The sequence below is a fragment of the Armatimonadota bacterium genome (genome assembly GCA_017303935.1).
Lineage (GTDB): Bacteria > Armatimonadota > Fimbriimonadia > Fimbriimonadales > Fimbriimonadaceae > JAFLBD01.
In genome coordinates, this window is sequence record JAFLBD010000002.1 from 173,921 (window position 1) to 190,901 (window position 16,981).

The 16,981-nt window shown below is 53.1% G+C and carries 14 protein-coding genes and 2 tRNA genes; 9 read left to right on the forward strand and 7 right to left on the reverse strand.

The window, feature by feature from the left end; all coding sequences use genetic code 11:
* The first annotated feature begins 76 nt into the window (after nucleotides 1-76).
* The gene (locus tag J0L72_05455) at nucleotides 77-1,813 is read left to right on the forward strand and encodes a type II/IV secretion system protein (protein ID MBN8690223.1); all 1,737 of its coding nucleotides are present in this window, start codon (nucleotides 77-79) and stop codon (nucleotides 1,811-1,813) included.
* On the opposite strand, the gene J0L72_05460 is transcribed toward J0L72_05455, so the two are convergent.
* Nucleotides 1,810-2,817, reverse strand: a complete 1,008-nt coding sequence (locus tag J0L72_05460; protein MBN8690224.1) for an iron ABC transporter permease — start codon at nucleotides 2,815-2,817, stop codon at nucleotides 1,810-1,812. The two genes, J0L72_05455 and J0L72_05460, sit on opposite strands and share 4 nt — an antisense overlap.
* A 51-nt stretch (nucleotides 2,818-2,868) precedes the next feature.
* On the opposite strand from J0L72_05460, the gene J0L72_05465 reads away from it, so the two are divergent.
* The 3 genes from J0L72_05465 to J0L72_05475 all read left to right on the forward strand — a co-directional run bounded on the left by J0L72_05465 (nucleotide 2,869) and on the right by J0L72_05475 (nucleotide 5,573).
* Nucleotides 2,869-4,026: a pyridoxal phosphate-dependent aminotransferase gene (locus tag J0L72_05465; GenBank protein ID MBN8690225.1), complete on the forward strand. Its 1,158-nt coding sequence runs from the start codon at nucleotides 2,869-2,871 to the stop codon at nucleotides 4,024-4,026.
* A complete protein-coding gene (gene rnc, locus J0L72_05470) occupies nucleotides 4,023-4,724 on the forward strand; it encodes a ribonuclease III (GenBank protein ID MBN8690226.1) in 702 nt (233 codons plus the stop codon). The genes J0L72_05465 and rnc overlap by 4 nt, the downstream gene beginning before the upstream one ends.
* 132 nt (nucleotides 4,725-4,856) lie before the next feature.
* Nucleotides 4,857-5,573, forward strand: coding sequence for a PEP-CTERM sorting domain-containing protein (locus J0L72_05475; GenBank protein MBN8690227.1), 717 nt, complete (start codon nucleotides 4,857-4,859; stop codon nucleotides 5,571-5,573).
* 26 nt (nucleotides 5,574-5,599) lie between these two features.
* Here the strand turns inward: J0L72_05475 and J0L72_05480 are convergent, their stop codons facing one another.
* The gene (locus J0L72_05480) at nucleotides 5,600-6,688 is read right to left on the reverse strand and encodes an aminopeptidase P family protein (GenBank protein MBN8690228.1); all 1,089 of its coding nucleotides are present in this window, start codon (nucleotides 6,686-6,688) and stop codon (nucleotides 5,600-5,602) included.
* A gap of 52 nt (nucleotides 6,689-6,740) precedes the next feature.
* Between J0L72_05480 and J0L72_05485 the strand changes: the two genes are divergently transcribed.
* Nucleotides 6,741-6,814 (forward strand) — tRNA-Gln (locus J0L72_05485).
* Nucleotides 6,815-7,080: 266 nt separating this feature from the next.
* Complete coding sequence (locus J0L72_05490) at nucleotides 7,081-7,884, forward strand: WecB/TagA/CpsF family glycosyltransferase (protein ID MBN8690229.1); 804 nt, start codon at nucleotides 7,081-7,083, stop codon at nucleotides 7,882-7,884.
* Here the strand turns inward: J0L72_05490 and J0L72_05495 are convergent.
* The 3 genes from J0L72_05495 to J0L72_05505 are packed head-to-tail and all read right to left on the reverse strand — an operon-like array spanning nucleotide 7,874 to nucleotide 10,682.
* The gene (locus tag J0L72_05495; GenBank protein MBN8690230.1) at nucleotides 7,874-9,070 is read right to left on the reverse strand and encodes an HAD-IIIA family hydrolase; all 1,197 of its coding nucleotides are present in this window, start codon (nucleotides 9,068-9,070) and stop codon (nucleotides 7,874-7,876) included. The genes J0L72_05490 and J0L72_05495 overlap by 11 nt on opposite strands.
* Nucleotides 9,057-9,635 carry a D-sedoheptulose 7-phosphate isomerase gene (locus J0L72_05500; GenBank protein ID MBN8690231.1) on the reverse strand — a complete coding sequence of 193 codons (579 nt, stop codon included), beginning with the start codon at nucleotides 9,633-9,635 and terminating at the stop codon, nucleotides 9,057-9,059. The genes J0L72_05495 and J0L72_05500 overlap by 14 nt, the downstream gene beginning before the upstream one ends.
* A 12-nt stretch (nucleotides 9,636-9,647) precedes the next feature.
* Nucleotides 9,648-10,682 (reverse strand): GHMP kinase, encoded by a 1,035-nt coding sequence (locus tag J0L72_05505; GenBank protein MBN8690232.1) that lies wholly within the window; start codon nucleotides 10,680-10,682, stop codon nucleotides 9,648-9,650.
* 180 nt (nucleotides 10,683-10,862) lie between these two features.
* Between J0L72_05505 and alaS the strand changes: the two genes are divergently transcribed.
* Nucleotides 10,863-13,667 (forward strand): alanine--tRNA ligase, encoded by a 2,805-nt coding sequence (gene alaS, locus J0L72_05510; GenBank protein ID MBN8690233.1) that lies wholly within the window; start codon nucleotides 10,863-10,865, stop codon nucleotides 13,665-13,667.
* Here the strand turns inward: alaS and J0L72_05515 are convergent.
* On the reverse strand, nucleotides 13,664-15,076 hold the full coding sequence (locus J0L72_05515) for a phosphodiester glycosidase family protein (protein MBN8690234.1): 1,413 nt from the start codon (nucleotides 15,074-15,076) through the stop codon (nucleotides 13,664-13,666). The genes alaS and J0L72_05515 overlap by 4 nt on opposite strands.
* A complete protein-coding gene (locus J0L72_05520; protein ID MBN8690235.1) occupies nucleotides 15,064-15,987 on the reverse strand; it encodes an LD-carboxypeptidase in 924 nt (307 codons plus the stop codon). The genes J0L72_05515 and J0L72_05520 overlap by 13 nt, the downstream gene beginning before the upstream one ends.
* Before the next feature lie 76 nt (nucleotides 15,988-16,063).
* Here J0L72_05520 and J0L72_05525 point away from each other — a divergent pair, with 76 nt between their 5' ends.
* Both J0L72_05525 and J0L72_05530 read left to right on the forward strand, forming a co-directional pair.
* Complete coding sequence (locus J0L72_05525; protein MBN8690236.1) at nucleotides 16,064-16,873, forward strand: metallophosphoesterase; 810 nt, start codon at nucleotides 16,064-16,066, stop codon at nucleotides 16,871-16,873.
* 29 nt (nucleotides 16,874-16,902) lie between these two features.
* Nucleotides 16,903-16,978 (forward strand) — tRNA-Arg (locus J0L72_05530).
* Nucleotides 16,979-16,981: the final 3 nt, after the last annotated feature.

Below are 16,981 nucleotides of genomic sequence, written 5' to 3' on the forward strand. Positions count from 1 at the left end.
CCAAGTATGCCAGAACAAGTAATCGCACTAGCCTAGTAACCACCTCATTTCCGGCAAAACAGATACGGGGTTATCAGTGGGGAAATCAGGCGAGAACATCGAGAGCATTTTGCTGGCACACCGGCTTGTCACTAAGTCGCAATTACAGCAAGCGAGGGAAATTCAGCGTTATTCGGACGAATCCATCACCGATCTCATCGTCAAGATGGGCTTTGTGAAGGAGGATCAACTGCTAAAAATGCTTGCTGCGCGAGTTGGTGTTGCTCCTTGGAACCTGCGGACCGACACGCCAGAAGCAAACGCGCTGAACAAACTGCCTAGCGAATTCTGCGTTGATAAGAACATCTTGCCAGTCCAGATTCGTGGCGATCTGTTGCTCTTAGCGATGGCCGATCCCCGCGACTTGGTCACGATCGACCAAGCGAAAGAACTTTCTGGCATGCGGATTGAACCCGTCCTTGCAAGCGAAACCGCGCTTGAAAGAGCAATTCGAGCCATCCATTCTGGGCAACGTGAGGCGACATCGGTCCACGGCTTGATCGAGCAAGCGATGCTCGAGATTCGCGAAAAGGACGAACTCGAATCAGACGAGTTGGAGGCTGCCGAGATCGACACGCGACCAGTCGTTGGTTTGGTCAACCAAATCATTTCGGATGCTGTGCGGATGTTGGCGAGCGATATCCATATCGAACCACGGGCGAACCGAGTCGATGTTCGCTTTCGCCTCGACGGTCAACTTGCCAAATTCCAAGAGTTTCCGCGCGAACTGTTGCCGATGGTCGTCGCCAGAATCAAGATTCTGGCGGAACTTGATATCGTCGAGTTCCGAATGCCGCAAGATGGTCGAATCGCAGCGAGAGTCGATTCAAGAGATATCGATCTTCGCGTCAGTGTGATTCCAAATCACCATGGACAACGGGTGGTCTTGCGAATCATGGACCGCGCTGCTACGCTCAAGAATCTGCAAGAACTCGGATTTTCTGCACACAACTTAAACGCCTTCCGGCGCGTGGTTCATAAGCCGTATGGAATGGTTTTGGTCGCTGGCCCAACTGGAAGCGGTAAGACAACCACGCTATATGCCGCACTCAACGAAGTCAAAGACGACCACCGGAATATCATGACTTGCGAGGATCCGGTCGAGTACGACATCGAAGGAATTAACCAATCCCAAGTCAACACCAAAGTTGGATTGACTTTTGCGACTCAGCTCCGCGCAATCTTGCGTCAAGATCCAGACATCGTTCTTGTGGGTGAAATCCGGGACAAAGAGACGGCCGAGGTGGCCATTTCGGCGAGTATGACCGGGCACCTAGTGCTTTCGACAATCCATACCAATGATTCGGTGAGCGCGATTCCGCGCCTGGGAGATATCGGAGTACCACAATATCTGCTCGGAACTTCGTTGATCGGCGTGCTGGCGCAAAGATTGGTACGTTGCCTCTGCACCCAATGCAGAGTCGATGATGTTCCAGCTGAGGAAGAGTCGGCGGTGCTGTTCTCACATCTTGGCCGAGCCGTCCACCGTGTGTATCGACCAAAAGGATGTAGCCATTGCTTTGGCACGGGCTACCGCGGCCGTATTGCCGTCGGCGAACTCCTGCCGGTGAATTCCGCGATGCAACGGATGATCGCTGCTGGGGCACCGGTGGATCAGCTTCTCGCCGAAGCAACCAAGGTGGGATACGTTCCAATGCAAACTGACGCTCTCGAACGAGTGGCTTCTGGAATGACTTCATTCGACGAAGTCGCTCGAGTGGTGTTCCTGGATGATCTTGGTGAACAGCGTGCAGGGCATCTGCATGTGGCCTAACGCCGATTCTTGAGAATGAAATACAGCATCGGCGCGCCTAAAATCGCGGTGATCGCACCTACGGGGATTTCCTGTCCTTCGATCAGTCGTTGAGACAGGAAATCTGCGAACAAAAGACAAATCGCTCCGATCAACGCGGAAATTGGCACCGATTGCCTGGAATTTGGTCCCACCAACGACCGAGCAAAATGCGGCGAGATTAACCCCAAGAACGCGATAATGCCTGCGGCTCCGACGGTAGCACTCGCCAAGATACTTCCGGTCAAAAGAATACGAGCACGGACACCATTTGGATCGACCCCCAAACTCACTGCGCTTAGGTCACCCATTGCCAGAGTGTTGATGTTTCTTGATTCCCGCATGATCACCCAAAACCCGGCAGCAAGGAGTAGGGCAAGCACCAGATTTCGACTCCAAAATGCTGGCGAGATTGATCCCATAAGCCAGCCTATCACTTGCACCGAGTTCAATCCGCGCAGGTAGATATTGAGCGTCAGGAGGCTAGAAAGCACCGTTCCGACTACGACGCCAGTTAAGATCAAATTGTCTTTACTGGCCCGATCCGACTGGCGATTCAATCCCAGCACCACCATTAGCGCCAAGCACCCTCCAATCACGCAAGTCAGAATTTGCCCGAGTTCGAGGGCAATGCCGGTCGTGAGCCCTACCGAGAATCCTAGCGCGCCAAGCAGCGCCGCGCCACCAGAAACGCCGACGACGAACGGCTCTGCGAGCGGATTTCGAAAAAGTAGCTGGAAGGCGCATCCGCAGATTCCCAGAATCGCCCCAACCAAAACGCATGAGATCGCACGGGGTAGCCGCAAATCCCAAAGAATAGAATAGGCTCCATCTTGTGCCGGCAACCGCAAGAACAGGGCGTTGAAGAACTCTGTGAGGCTCAGAGTGCTGCGGCCAGGTGAAATGATTACGACAACGAACGTTACCAATAGAACTAGCGCGAGCACGCTTGCCCAATATCTAGGTGACTTTGTTCGTAGATTCATCCCCACGGGTAATATGACCCGAACGTGACCAATCTTGCGCTGGCAAACCGAATGCAGGCTATCAAGCCGTCCCCCACTCTTGCGATCACCGCAAAGGCGAAGGCGATGTCCGCAAACGGGATTGACGTCATTTCGTTCGGTGCAGGTGAACCGGATTTCGATACTCCATCTGAAATCTGCGATGCCGCCATACACGCAATCCAATCCGGCGACACTCGATATGGCCCAAGCGCAGGTAGCCCGGCATTACGCCAGGCCATTTCCGAAAAGTTTTATCGCGAAAACAAACTCAAATACGATCCCGCGCAAATCGTGGTGAGTTGCGGCGCAAAGCACTCGATCTATAACGCGCTCCAAGTTCTAGTCAATCCAGGTGATGAAGTCATTCTCATCGCACCGTACTGGATGACCTACGCGGATCAAATTTTGCTCGCCGGCGGCACTCCAGTCGTTGTACAGACGAACGCCGAAAATCAGTTTCGCCCGACGCTGGAGCAATTAGAGGCCGCTGTTTCCTCGAATACCAAGGCGATCATCATCAACAGCCCTTCGAATCCGACCGGCGCGATCCTCGAACGTGATGACCTAAAGACGATTGCTGCCCTGGCGCTTAAGCGCGGATTTTGGATCATCACAGACGAGATCTACGAGCGGCTGACCTACGATGGCAAGCAGCACCAAAGCATCGCCGCCCTCAGCCAAGACGTTTACAATCAGACCATTACCGTGGCCGGATGCAGCAAGACATTTGCCATGACTGGCTGGAGAATCGGGTACATCGGCGCCCCAGAATTCATTGCGAAGGCGATCGGGATGTTGCAGGATCAAGTGACCAGCAATCCAACGAGCTTTGCGCAAGCTGGCGCGATTGCGGCACTCAAAATGCAAGATGAAAAAGTCGTAGCTATGCGCGAAGAGTTCCAGCGACGACGCGACCTGATCGTGAAGTTGATTAATGAAGTGCCAAATCTCTCGGTGAATGTACCGAGCGGTGCATTTTACGCATTCGTCGATGTCCAAAAGTCGCTACTGCCTGGGCAAACGGATGTAGAACTTGCCTCTACGATTCTGGAACACGCTCATGTGGCGACCGTGCCTGGAAGCGTGTTCATGGCGCCGGGCTTTATCCGAATGAGCTACGCGACCAATCAGACCCTCATCGCAGAGGGAGTCGAAAGAATCAAGAATTTTCTGGCGAAGCAAGCATGAAAATCCCAAAGGGAATTCCACTCAAAAGCGAAGAGCTATTCAAACTTGCGATGACCCACCGGTCCGCTGCGACTGATTCCGTTGCAGAAAGTTATGAACGTCTAGAATTCTTTGGCGATTCTGTATTGGGCTTAATCATTGCGCACTATCTCTATGAGCACCATCCTTCCTGGGATCAGGGCATGCTCAGCAAAGCAAAGAGTTATGTTGTGCAAGAAGCTCCGCTTGCCGAAACTGCTACCAAATTGGGATTGGGAGAATTCTTGATCTTGAGTGCAAGCGAGGAATTCACCGGAGGCAGACAACGCCCATCGATCCTTGCGGATGTTTTCGAAGCATTGATCGGAGGCATCTTCTTGGAGTCAGGATTAGAAAAAGCCCGGTGGTTTGTCTTGGAGCAATTGCATCCATTTCTGGAAACTATCTCTGGGGGCGATGTTAATCCAACCGATTTTAAGTCCCGATTGCAAGAAATTGTTCAAAGTCGGTGGCGAACCATGCCTTATTATCGTCTTACTGATGATAGCGGGTCTTCTCACGAACGAAGGTTTGCTGTGAGTGTTATCGTCGATAATGAGGTTTTGGGAATCGGAATTGGGAGGTCAAAGAAGGAAGCTGAACAGTCTGCTGCGAAAGACGCGATCGAACTGATCGAGCGAGCACAGCATAACGAATCGTTTGCTTTTGAAGACTATTGAACTGAAAATCCTTATACTATTCACGTAAACGTACGGGTTTTGGAACAACTTTTTGACGGGTAGTGTCGAATTTGGTATATTCTTTGCAGTGATTGGTTTGTCCTTTGACGGAGCATTAAATTTATGAAAGCGATGAAATTAGGTGTAACGATGATGGTGGCGCTTAGCGTTGCCAGCGCGATGGCGATGCCACGCAACAGTTTCTTGATTCGGCCGGCCAAGAGCAAGGCTGAACTTATTAAGCAGATTTCCAGCGAGCCAGTGGTCATGGACCGATACATGCGCCACTACAGCATGAGCCGCGAAGAAGTTCTTGCTTACGTCGGCAGCCTCAAGCTTGGCCGCGCAAAGAAGACTGGCGTTTACTCGATCTATGGCGTGCCAAAGGATGGCGTTATCCACGCTACTCCTCAATTGGTAAAGCAAAACAGCTTGGTCTGGGAAGACTCGATGGGCGAGCCAATCCTGCTCGAAGTTTGCGGTAACCCATTCGGCCAAGGTCCAAAGCGAGCAACCATGTCGGACATGATTGCTGCAACTCCAGCTCCTGCTAACGATGAACTGGTGGCGATGTCGACTATTCCTTCGCAGCCAATCGTCAGCAGCAACGTGAGCATGGACATGGCACCGATGGTTCCAACCGTAACCCAAACTCCAGAGCCTCCAACGGAAGTCGCTTCACGACGACGCGATAACCTCGGCTGGTTGGCCATCATCCCAGCAGCGGCTGCGATCACTGTTCGAAACGGTGGCAACGATCAGCCAGTGCCAGAACCAGGCACGATGACTGCTCTTGGTCTCGGCACAGCAGCACTCGTTGCCCGCCGACGAAACAAGAAGTCCAACTAATCCAGACCTAATTGGGCCGTCAAAGCTTAGAGTTCGAGGAGTTCTTCCTCGAACTCTTCGTTTTTACTGATCGCACCATTCGCTCCACAACTGTAGATGTTTTCTAAACGGACACCAAACTTCCCGGGCAAATAGATTCCGGGCTCGATGCTAAAGCAATGCCCCAGTTCCAGTAAGGTGGCATTGTCCGCGGAGACGTTTGGCTGTTCGTGCCCTCTGATTCCGATACCGTGCCCCGTTCGGTGCGTAAAGAACTCTCCAAAGCCCGCATCTTCGATCACTTTTCGGGCGGCCTTATCCACTTCGGCCAAAGGCGTCCCGATCGAAACTGCATTCTTTGCCGCTCGATGCGCCTCAAACACGACTCGGTAAACGTGCCGCGCTTCTTCACCACAATTTCCAATGCCCACGACCCGCGTGATATCGGCCTGATAGTGATCGACCTCGCATCCAAAATCGAGCAAGAGCAATTCTCCGACCGCTGTCAGCGAGTCACCGTTCAAATGGTGCGGCTCGGCGCTACCAGCGCCTGTCCCAACAATGCAGAACGTCGGCTTGGCACCTTTGGCGAGAACCTTGTTGCGAATAATGCCTTCAATTGCCACCTCGCTCATTCCGGGCCCGAGTTCTTTAAGAAGTTCACGGTAAACCTCGTCGACGACGGCCCCAGCTCGCCTTAACGCATCCAGTTCTTCGTCATCTTTGGTGGACATGGCAGCCGCAACGCACTTTTCGGCAGAGTGATAGGCCGCGGCCGGCAACACATTTTGAATTCCTAGCAGAATATCCGCGCGCATTTCGGCATCAACTCCGATGACGGCTCGGTCAAGACTCCATTCTTTGGCGAGATTGGCGACAAGTCGCATTGGATCTTCCCCGTCTTTCCAACTTTGAATCTGCTTGATCCCGCACCTCTCTGCCTGAGAATGGCTAAGCGCCGGGCAGATGAGAGCCGTTTCGCCGCTTGATCGAACAGCCAAAACCATCAATCGCTCGTGTCCATCTTCAAAAAATCCGGCCAGATAGCCCATTGATGCTGGCGAGGAAAGAAAAAGAACATCCACATTCGCCGAATTCATGGCATCGGTCACTTTGGACAATCGCGCTTGAATCATTTCACTAGTTTAGCTTGACGTGCGCTAGTTCGGGTATATTTTGCGTTGCGCTTGCGGGATCGTCTAAGGGCAGGACAGCGGTTTTTGGAGCCGTCGGTCTAGGTTCGAATCCTAGTCCCGCAGCCATTCTTTCTTTCCAGGGTTCTGGTAACTCCACGCAACATCAACAGATTTCTTGTGCCTTCGCTCATTGGCCCGAAAAATGCTGTTTGATCCTCGGACCAATATAGACTAAAATATCATTGTCGCAAGGGTGCTCATGTTCGCCGGTGAAGGTGAACGAGAATTTGAATTGAGGAGAGGACGCACCCTTGCACGGATTTAGGCTATTTTTGCGCCTATGTATTGAACCAACGAGGTCGCTCCTCTGTTGTTTTCGGATGAAGCTGAACATGGATCACGAGGTAAGCCAAACTGACCAGCCAAATGGAGTCGCTGAGATTTCATCGGGCGGTTTTTCAGCAGAATCCACTCCCGTTGAAGTCTGTGGCTATCAGATCAATCCATTCAGCCACGATCAACTTGTTCAATATGTCCTCGATCGAGTCGCGCAGAAAAAAGGCGGTTGGATTCTCGCTCTGAACTTGGATTTGGTAGCCAGAGGCATTCGAGAACCTGAATTTGCCACTCTGATCAAACGTGCAACCGTAACTGTTGCCGATGGTCAACCCTTGGTTTGGGGGGCAAAGAAGAAAAACCCTGCGCTTAAAGACCTCGAACGCGCTACTGGTTCCGATCTCACTCAGGCGCTACTCCACAAAGTATCGCCTGCCAACACGGCGATCATCGGTGGGAAGGACCCCAAACTTGCTCTCACTAAAGAAGGGCTCAACCCGAGCGATCCCTGGTTTGTTTTCGATGGATTTGTGAAACTCGATGAAGAATTCATCGAAAGCCTTTACAGCCAGATCAAAGATCGATCTCTAGTGTTTGTTGCACTCGGGGTACCAAAGCAAGAGAAGCTTATCGATGCCCTTATGGCAAAGATGCCTGAAACTACTTTCATTGGCGTCGGTGGCTCGTTCGAATTCCTCGCGGGATATACGAGCCGAGCACCGAAGTGGATGCAGCGCAATGGCCTGGAATGGTTTTACAGGCTGTGCACCGAGCCGAGACGACTCTGGAAGCGATATCTCATTGACTACATTCCCGGCGGGCTCGCGCTCCTGAAAGATATGCGCAATTCTAAGCGCTAATCGCCTTTTTGGCGAGATCGAGCACAGTTCCCTCAGTAAAGAGATAGCCCGGAATTCCGGCAGCTTCCGCCGCTTGGATATCTGTGATTGCATCGCCAATCAAAAAGCTTCCGCTCGGATCAATCTCCCAATCTCGCATCGCCTTTAAGATCATTCCTGGCTTTGGCTTTCGGTCTTCCGAATCCAGCAGGTATTCGCCAATGCCCTCGGTCGGATGATAGGGACAAAAATACGCCGCATCCCAATGCGCACCGTGTTCCCGCATCTCGAGCGCAAGGCGATCCATAAACTGATGATATTGCTCCTCAGTGAACTTGCCTTTGGCGATCCCGGCTTGGTTTGTGACGACAATTACCAAGTATCCGAGGCTGTTGAGGAGCTTCACTGCCTCAAACGCTCCGGGAACAGGTTGAAAATCCTCCCACCGGTGCGTGTGATGGGTGTTGACGTTCAATATTCCGTCACGATCAAAGAAAGCACACTTCTTCTTGCGCCATTGCGGCACAGATTGATTCGCCTCAGCCAGAGTTTCCGGCAATCCGATATCGATAAAGAAGCCATCGGAAGGTACCGCCGCAAGCACCCCTTCACTCGCCAGATCTGGGAAGAGATTCGACTCCAGCGAACACTTGCCTTCGGGCAACCGCGCGACCAATTCTTGATTCAAATTATAGATTCCGGCGTTGATGTACCCCTGTCCGGACCGCGATTTTTCCGCAAATTTGGTCACTCGCTGGCCATCGCAAATCACCTCTCCATAGCGCGAGACATCGTCCACTCTCCGCATCGCGATGCCGGCCTTTGCCCACGGGAGTTTCGCAGCTTGATAGACTTCCCACAGGTTGCAATCGTACAGCGTGTCGGCGTTGAGTACGAAGAACTCTTCCGCCAAACGGGACGCAGCAAACTTCGTGGCCCCACCTGTACCGAGCGGTTGGTCTTCCGCCAAATAATCCAGCTCCAGGCCGAACCTAGAACCGTCACCGAGCGCTTGCTCAACTTTCTCGGCGAGGTATCCGGTCGAAATTAGAATTCGCTTGAGTCCGTGCCGCTTCAGATTCCAAAGCAGATGCTCCAAAAAAGGCACACCCCCGACCGAGAGAATCGGTTTGGGGGTTTCCTTCGTTAGCTCGCCGAGCCTGGTTCCGAACCCGCCGGCGAGCAGGAGAACTTCACTTTGGGCCACAGAGTTGTTTTTCAGCGAGTTCGCAGATGATGTGTCCGATCAAAATATGCATCTCCTGAACACGCGGGGTGACCGGAGAAGGCACTTGCAAGCACAAATCGCACAGCGCCGGGAATGGAGACTGCTTGTTGCCAGTCCATCCAATCACTTTGATCCCCATTTCGCGGGCCTTTTCTGCCGCTCGCAAAATGTTTGGACTGGTTCCGCTGGTGGTGATCGCGATCAACACATCGCCTTGTTTGCCATGGGCTTCCACTTGGCGCGAATAAACGACATCGAAGCTGTAATCGTTGCCGATGGCTGTCATCACTGTGGTGTTTGTGTGTAGTGCCAAAGACGGAAGAGCCCGCCGCTCCATGAAGAACCGGCTGACGAATTCGCCCGCAATATGCTGCGCGTCAGCAGCACTGCCGCCGTTCCCGCAAAGCATAATCGTGCCGCCATTAGCCAAAGATTCGGCCACCATGTCCGCGGCCTTGCCGATCTCTTCTGCGATTGCGAACGTGGCCGCAATGGTTTCCTGGTGATCCTTTAGGATCCGATTAATTTCCTGAATATCTGCCATGACAATTCTCTTTTATGGGACAAACTTTGATTCGGGTGCGTTCCAGGCACTCACGCCGGTGTGCGTAAAGCTGAGGTCCACCAAATTAGCACCTTGCGCACTGAGCGCACTTTGCACATCGTGACGCTTGAATGGGTCACAAATGAAGAACATGAAGCCACCGCCACCCGCGCCTGTGATCTTTCCACCCATCGCGCCAGCAGACCGCGCAGCTTCGTAAATTTCGTCGATGAATGGGTTCGAAATGCCTTCGGCCATCATCTTTTTGTTCTCCCAGCCTTCGTGTAGCGCAGCTGCAAACTCGACCAGATTGCCAAGCAACAACGATCGCTTCATGTCAAAAGCCAACTTTTTGATGTTGTCCATCGCATCGACTGCCGACATCTTCTTATCCTTGAAGTTGTCCATCTGCTTCTTCAAGATGTCGCTGTAAACACGCTTGCCACCGACATAAGCAAAGACCAGTCGGTACTCCAGTTCGGAAATGACATCATCCGGCAATCGAAGCTGATTGACCAATGTGATGTCCTTGTTGAATTCAATGAAGTTAAATCCGCCAAATGCGCTTGCGTATTGATCTTGCTTACCGCCGATGATCCCGACCTCAACGCGTTCGATATCAAATGCCTTTTGGGCGACCTGGTAGCTGTCGAGCGGCATCTTCGCGTAGGCCGCCAGTGCACCGATCATCGCTACAGCAAGCGCGCTCGATGATCCGAGACCCGAGCCAGGAGGTGCGTCGTTGTGCAGGATAATCCGCAATCCTTCTGGGAAATTGGCGATTTTTCGGAAGTGATCGACAACTCCCTTGGCGAGGTCAAGCTGGCCGTCATAGACAAATGGATCGTCGATCCCGTAGCTGATGGAAGCGTCGTAATCGAGGCTCTTGATCTCGATCTTGTCTCCGCCCGGAATCAGAGTGGCGTAGGCATGGCGGTTGATCGTGGCGCTTAGTACCGCACCTCCGCGCTCGTCACAATAAGGAGCGACGTCTGTTCCTCCTCCACCAAAGCTAATTCTTAAAGGTGCCTTCGCACGAATCCACATAATTTCCGATACCTCTCCAAAGACGCGCCCGAAACGAGCCATCCCGTCCATCTTAGTCCATGATTGTGAACATTAAATGAACGCGGTTCACTCCAGATTGTTGGACGATCCGACAAGATTAAACAGGTTCCTTCGCCGGAAAACAACCCTCAACAGGGTACCCTTTAGGTTCAACGCACCATGACCACGCGAGAATTGCGACAAAAGTACCTGGCATTTTTTAAGGAAAAAGGCCATTCCGAATTTCCAAGCGGCTCACTCATCCCATTCGATGTTACGGGCCGATTGGATGAATCCTTGTTGTTCAACGGTGCGGGCATGGTGCAGTTCAAGCCGTTCTTTCGAGGTGCCGCACAACCGCCAAATCCTCGGTTGACCACCGCTCAAAAGTGCGTGCGAACCGGAGACATTGAAGAGGTCGGTGACCTCAGTCACCTCACTTTCTTCGAAATGCTGGGCAATTTCAGCTTCGGCAACTATTTCAAGAAAGAAGCGATCGCCTACTCCTGGGAGTTTTTGACATCGAAGCAATGGTTGGGGCTAGATCCGAATCGGCTATCGTTCACCGTGTTTGAATCCGATGACGAAGCATTCGGATATTGGGCTGAACATATTTCGGCGGCAGGATTGAACCCAGAACACCGCATTTTCAGGCTCGGAGAAGAAACAAACTACTGGCCAGCAGGTGCGTTTAGCGCTGGCCCTCCAGGACCGTGTGGTCCGAATTCGGAGATGTTCTACTGGACCTCCAATGAAGAACCGCCACCTTCTGGCGAGTACACCCGTGCCGATTACATTCGAGATGACAAAGCCGGCAAATGGCTCGAAATCTGGAACGACGTCTTTATTCAGTTTGAGTGGCAAGGATCGTTGCGCAATCCAGATCGTCCGGCAGAAGGCTACATCAAAGAAGGGATGCCGAATCTCCCATTCCAATCGATCGACACTGGAATGGGGCTAGAGCGAACAGCCACAGTCTTGAGCGGTAAGAGATCGGTCTACGACACCGATGCATTCCAGGCAATCATCTTGAAGATTGTTGAAGCTGGTTCGGGCTTCTCTTACGGCGAGAATGAAGTTAAGGACCGTGCAATTCGAATCATCTCGGATCACATTCGAACTGCTTGCTTCTGTATTGCCGACGGAATCCTGCCAGCTAATAACGGTCGCGGTTACGTGCTACGCCGACTGATTCGCCGCGCTGTGCTTAAGGGACAGCGGGTGCTTGGGTTCAATGAGCCGTTCTTCCACTACATCTATGAGGGTGTTGCCGACAGCATGGGTGACCACTACACCGAGCTCGTGGAAAAAGCTGAGGTGATCACGGAAACTCTTAAGAATGAAGAGATTCAGTTCCGGCGCACGATCAAGCAAGGGAGCGAACTCCTTCAGCAATGGATCGCTGGGCTCCAAGAAAACAAAGCCGATCTGTTGGATGGTGAGTCCGCCTTTCGGCTGTATGACACCTACGGATTCCCGCTTGAGGTCACTCAAGAACTTTGCGAAGAGTCCGGAATTTCGGTGGACGTCGACGGCTACGAATCGGCGATGGCCGAAGCCCAAGAGCGGAGCCGATCCGCGGGAGGGATGGACACCGTTTACGGCGGCAGCGAAGAAGGATTCCTGGTGCTCATTCAGCAAGAAGCTCCCTCCAAAACCGAATTTATCGGATACGATTTTGCTGAGGCACCTGCTCGAGTAGTCGCAGCGATTCCTGAAGTCGACGACGAAGGAATGACGACTGGCCGGATCGGCATTGCGCTGGATCGGACACCTTTCTATGCTGAATCTGGCGGACAGGTCAGCGACGAAGGGATCATCGAGGGAGCTGGATTTAGGCTGAAAGTGCTCGATTTGGTGAAGCAAGATGGTGTTTTTGTTCACCTCGCCGAGACCCTATCGACCAGCCATCCGGAAGAGTTCAAAGGTCTTCCTGTCAAGGATCTCCAAGACATTTTGAATCGACAAATCTTTGACCAAATGGTTAAAGCAACTGTCGACCTCGACCGCCGCGCAGATATCACACGCAACCATACAGCAACACACTTGCTGCATGCGGCGCTGCGGAAAACGCTTGGAAAGCACGTGACTCAGGCAGGATCTCTGGTTTCGCCGGAGCACCTTCGATTCGACTTCACTCACGGAAAGGCGATGACTACTGAAGAGATCGCGACCGTCGAGCAACTCGTTAACGAAGAAATTCTTCTCGGACACTTTGTGACCATCCACACCGGCGTTCCTATTCAGGAAGCGAAGGCGATGGGTGCAATGGCACTTTTCGGCGAAAAGTACGGCGAATTCGTTCGGGTTGTCGAGATTCGATCGCATGCCGGTGAGCCAGTGAGCGTCGAACTTTGCGGCGGATGCCACGTCGGCAGCACGGGACAAATCGGATTCTTCAAGATCCTTCACGAAAGTTCGGCTGCTTCCGGCGTTCGACGCATTGAGGCGGTCACTGGAAAAGGTGCTATTGCTTGGGCGAACCATCAGCACGAAACCGTTCGGCAAGTCGCTGAAGTACTCAAATCGACGCCTTCTGACGTGGTTCGCGCCGCGGAAAAGAACGTTGAGCTCCTCAAAGAAGAGCGAAAGAAGCGCGAAAAGTTGCTTCAATCAGGCGGAGGAGGAGCCGATGCGCAATCGCACAAGGTCGGCGATGTCGAGCTGGTCATTCAGATTTTGGAGGATGTTGCGCCCAAAGAAGCGCAGACGGTCGCCGACAAAATCGCAAGCGATGCTCCAAACAGAGCTGCATTGCTCGCGGTCAAGGGCGAGGGCAAGCTGACGTTTATTGCAAAAATCAGCAAAGACGCTCAGGCAAAGGGTGCCCATGCTGGCAACCTCGTCAAAGCACTGGCAAGCTTGACCGGTGGCGGTGGCGGCGGCGGACCAGAGTTCGCAACAGCCGGTGGACGCAACGTCGATGCGCTATCTGCTGCGCTGGCGCAAGCACCGGAAATCCTCAAAGGTCAAGTCGGAGCCTAACGGTTAGGCTCCGAACCCTCATTCGCTGGCTGTGCGGGCTGAGTGGCGGCAACTTTAACGTTGATACTGGCCACACTCCCGCGTGAAAATGCACGAATCGTCGCGGTACCGCCAGCTGGCAAAGGGCGGAAAGTGCCGCTCTGATCGATCCAGCCGCCAGGACCCATCGCACTCCAAAGAACTTCGCGGTTTGGAATCGCATTTCCGTCCGCGCCCAATAGCCGATATGGCGCATTGGCCGTGCCTGTTAGGTTCGCCGCTCCTTCAATGGTGACCGTCTCACCCGGGGATGAGTACGTAGGCCCGAAGATCAAAAGTGCGTTTGAAATCCGTCTCTCGGTGCCGTCTGAGGGCCGATTCAACACCTCGCCAAACAGCGAAAGCGTCGTCGAACCGCCGCCATCGAGATTGATCGCATCGGTGCATCCGAATGTCAGCATCAAATCGGCAATCTCACGTATAGAGCAGCCCGCGCTCATCGGTTGCCGACCATCGACCGTGACCAGCCAGATATCACCTTGTGGCGTACGGCCGATCGCAGTTCGTGGGTGACGATTTTCCAGGAATGTCTTTCCGAAATTGCCTGCAGCGCCATCATCGACGAACTTTCCACCACGAAGCAAGCTAGGACCGCCGCCGATGGCGTTGTCGAATGAAGCCCAATCGAGCCCGCTCGTTCGCATCGTGATCCGGACCGCAGTGCCGACCGTAGTGTTGGTCAGGCTAGCCGAACCTGGCCCCTGCATAGCGATCACATACTGGCCTTTTTTGATTTTGTAGCTGGTTTGACCTCGCAAAACCTCGGTTACCCAACCTCGGTTGACGCTATTTGGAGCGGCCTGAGGATTATCCATTTCCAGAACCAAGTAGGTGGAAGGGCCGTTTGATCTGACCTCGGCAGCTCCGTCGGTGTACAGCACGAGCCTATCGTCTTGAAGGTCCTCATTGATGCCTTGGAGTTGCCTCGGCTGACCGGAATCAAAGCTCACATCGCCTTGCCAATCCAGAGTGACGAATGCTTGAGAACTCGGACCCCATGCAAACGCCGGACGCCCAGGATAAGGCCTGCTGAGCAATTGTCCATCGCGCACCATGGTGCCAAGTGGTTCGCCACTCGCAGGGAAAAAGTCTCCGTTGATCCCTGCAATCGCCTTTGACTTCTTGACGATTGAACTTGTAGTCTCTTTAGCTTCTGCGCCGGGTGCGCCGTAAAGTCGCATTTGAGAGACTTCGGAGCGAGCAAAGAGTGATGGCGCCGTAAACGACCATCGAAGCGCGTGAATCACTCGTGGCGTTTTGGAGTCGATCTCCATTCGATACGTCAGACCCGGCGCAACCAGCTTTTCCCAGCTTTGGCCAAAAGAGAGCGCGCTGGTAGCCAGAACGATGACAGTGGTTAATCGTCGCATAACGGTTCGGTGTATTCAAAGGTAGCCGCTTCGGTATCAACTCGGGCGCGTAAGCCCATCGGCAAAGAAAGCATCGTCGACATGTGCCCAAATGGGAACATTACAGAACTAGGGACGCCCGACCGCACCAAAATATCGCCGACAATATCTTTCCAAGGTTTCGAACCGATGCTTTCATCTGCTCGCTCGTCAGTCCGAGTCATTTCTCCGACGACCACGGCGGCAGCACTTTGGAGCTTGCCTGCATTGAAAAGGTGGGTCATCATCGCGTCAACTCGATGAGGGTTCTCATCAACGTCCTCGATCAACAGGATTTTGCCTTCGGTTTGAATCTCTTCCTTTGTGCCGATCGAATCGCAGATCAGACAAAGGCATCCGCCCACGGTATCCCCTTCAGCAACGCCAGGAACGACCGTTTCCATCTTCGTCGCTGATTTCGGAATTCTGGCATCACCGGACAAGACGTTGAAGAACGATTCGTGCACCCAAGGTGCGCGGTCAAATGCCAATGTGAGAACCATTGGAGCCTGAATCGTGACTGCGCCACGACGTTGTAGCGCCATATGAAGCGTCGTGATGTCGCTGAATCCCAAGAACATTTTGCGGCTTTGTGCCATGAAATCGAGATCGAGGTAAGGAAACAGCCTTGCGCATCCATAGCCACCGCGTGAGCAATAGACAGCGTCCACTTCTGGATCGTGGAACGCGGCCATCAGGTCGTCGGCTCGATGCCGATCCGATCCCGCAAGATAGAACTCGGAATCTAGGGCATGCGGCATCAACTTTGTTTTGTAGCCGTAAGCGTGCATCAGCGCGCGGCCCTTTTCCATTTTGTCCGGCGCGATCGGCGACGACGGCGAAACAATGCCCAAAGTAGAGCCTGGTGGCACGGCGCGTGGCTTAATTTTCATAGAGATTAGGCCCTATTTTATCCGCAGGTGTGACTCTGCTTTGCGGTTACACCATGGCGTGACCTACAATAGTAATGTGAACTTCAAATCTGGATTGGCGCTTGTTGCGGGAGTTTCGGCGGGACTCTTTGGCTATGGCATGCTCGTCGAGGCCAATCGACTGGTGGTTGTTCACAAGTCGATCAAGTTGCCGCGGTGGCCCTCCAGGTTGAACGGGTTCAAAATTGCGGTGCTCGGCGACTTTCACCTTCGTGATGAGTACAGCAGTGCGCTGGCCAAGCGCGCCGTCGACGCCGTTCTCGATGAGCAGCCCGATATGGTAGCTCTGGTCGGCGACATCATCGATTACTGGAAACCCGAGGTCATCCCGATGATCGGCGATGTCTTGGAGGATTTACTTCTTTTGCAAGGAGCGGTTGTGGCCATTCCTGGTAATCACGAATACCGTTGCGGCAACCCAGATTTGATGGAATCGATCCTCAATGAACTGAACATCAAGTATCTTCGGAATTCGAGCTGGGATCACGCCGGAATCCAGTGGGTTGGCGTCGATTCAGCAAACGCTGGTCAATCTGACCCAATCACAGCCTTTGAGAAGATTAATCCTGACGAGCCGTGTATCACTCTTTGGCACGAGCCCGATATGGTGGAATGGCTCCCGGCGCGCACAGACTTGATGCTGAGTGGTCACAGCCACGGCGGGCAGTTTTTGACTCCATGGGGCAAGCCATTCACCGGGAGTCGAAATGGTCGAAGGTACTTGCGCGGTTTTTACGATCTCGATCCAAATCCGCTCTATGTCACTAGCGGCGTAGGAACCACCGGCCCGCCATCCAGGCTTTTCTGCCCACCCGAAGTGGTGATATTGACCCTAAGATCGGCCTAAGCCGGTATCATTCAAGCAGACCAAGGTACGCCTCAGTAGCTCAGTGGATAGAGCAGCAGCCTTCTAAGCTGTTGGTCGGAGGTTCGAATCCTCTCTGGGGCGCCAACA

Bases quoted from the DNA above. Each gene is read 5' to 3' on its own strand.
- J0L72_05460 (MBN8690224.1), bottom strand. From the start codon at position 2,817: ATGAATCTACGAACAAAGTCACCTAGATATTGGGCAAGCGTGCTCGCG.
- J0L72_05465 (MBN8690225.1), top strand. From the start codon at position 2,869: ATGCAGGCTATCAAGCCGTCCCCCACTCTTGCGATCACCGCAAAGGCG.
- rnc (MBN8690226.1), top strand. From the start codon at position 4,023: ATGAAAATCCCAAAGGGAATTCCACTCAAAAGCGAAGAGCTATTCAAA.
- J0L72_05475 (MBN8690227.1), top strand. From the start codon at position 4,857: ATGAAATTAGGTGTAACGATGATGGTGGCGCTTAGCGTTGCCAGCGCG.
- J0L72_05480 (MBN8690228.1), bottom strand. From the start codon at position 6,688: ATGATTCAAGCGCGATTGTCCAAAGTGACCGATGCCATGAATTCGGCG.
- J0L72_05490 (MBN8690229.1), top strand. From the start codon at position 7,081: ATGGATCACGAGGTAAGCCAAACTGACCAGCCAAATGGAGTCGCTGAG.
- J0L72_05500 (MBN8690231.1), bottom strand. From the start codon at position 9,635: ATGGCAGATATTCAGGAAATTAATCGGATCCTAAAGGATCACCAGGAA.
- J0L72_05505 (MBN8690232.1), bottom strand. From the start codon at position 10,682: ATGTGGATTCGTGCGAAGGCACCTTTAAGAATTAGCTTTGGTGGAGGA.
- alaS (MBN8690233.1), top strand. From the start codon at position 10,863: ATGACCACGCGAGAATTGCGACAAAAGTACCTGGCATTTTTTAAGGAA.
- J0L72_05515 (MBN8690234.1), bottom strand. From the start codon at position 15,076: ATGCGACGATTAACCACTGTCATCGTTCTGGCTACCAGCGCGCTCTCT.
- J0L72_05520 (MBN8690235.1), bottom strand. From the start codon at position 15,987: ATGAAAATTAAGCCACGCGCCGTGCCACCAGGCTCTACTTTGGGCATT.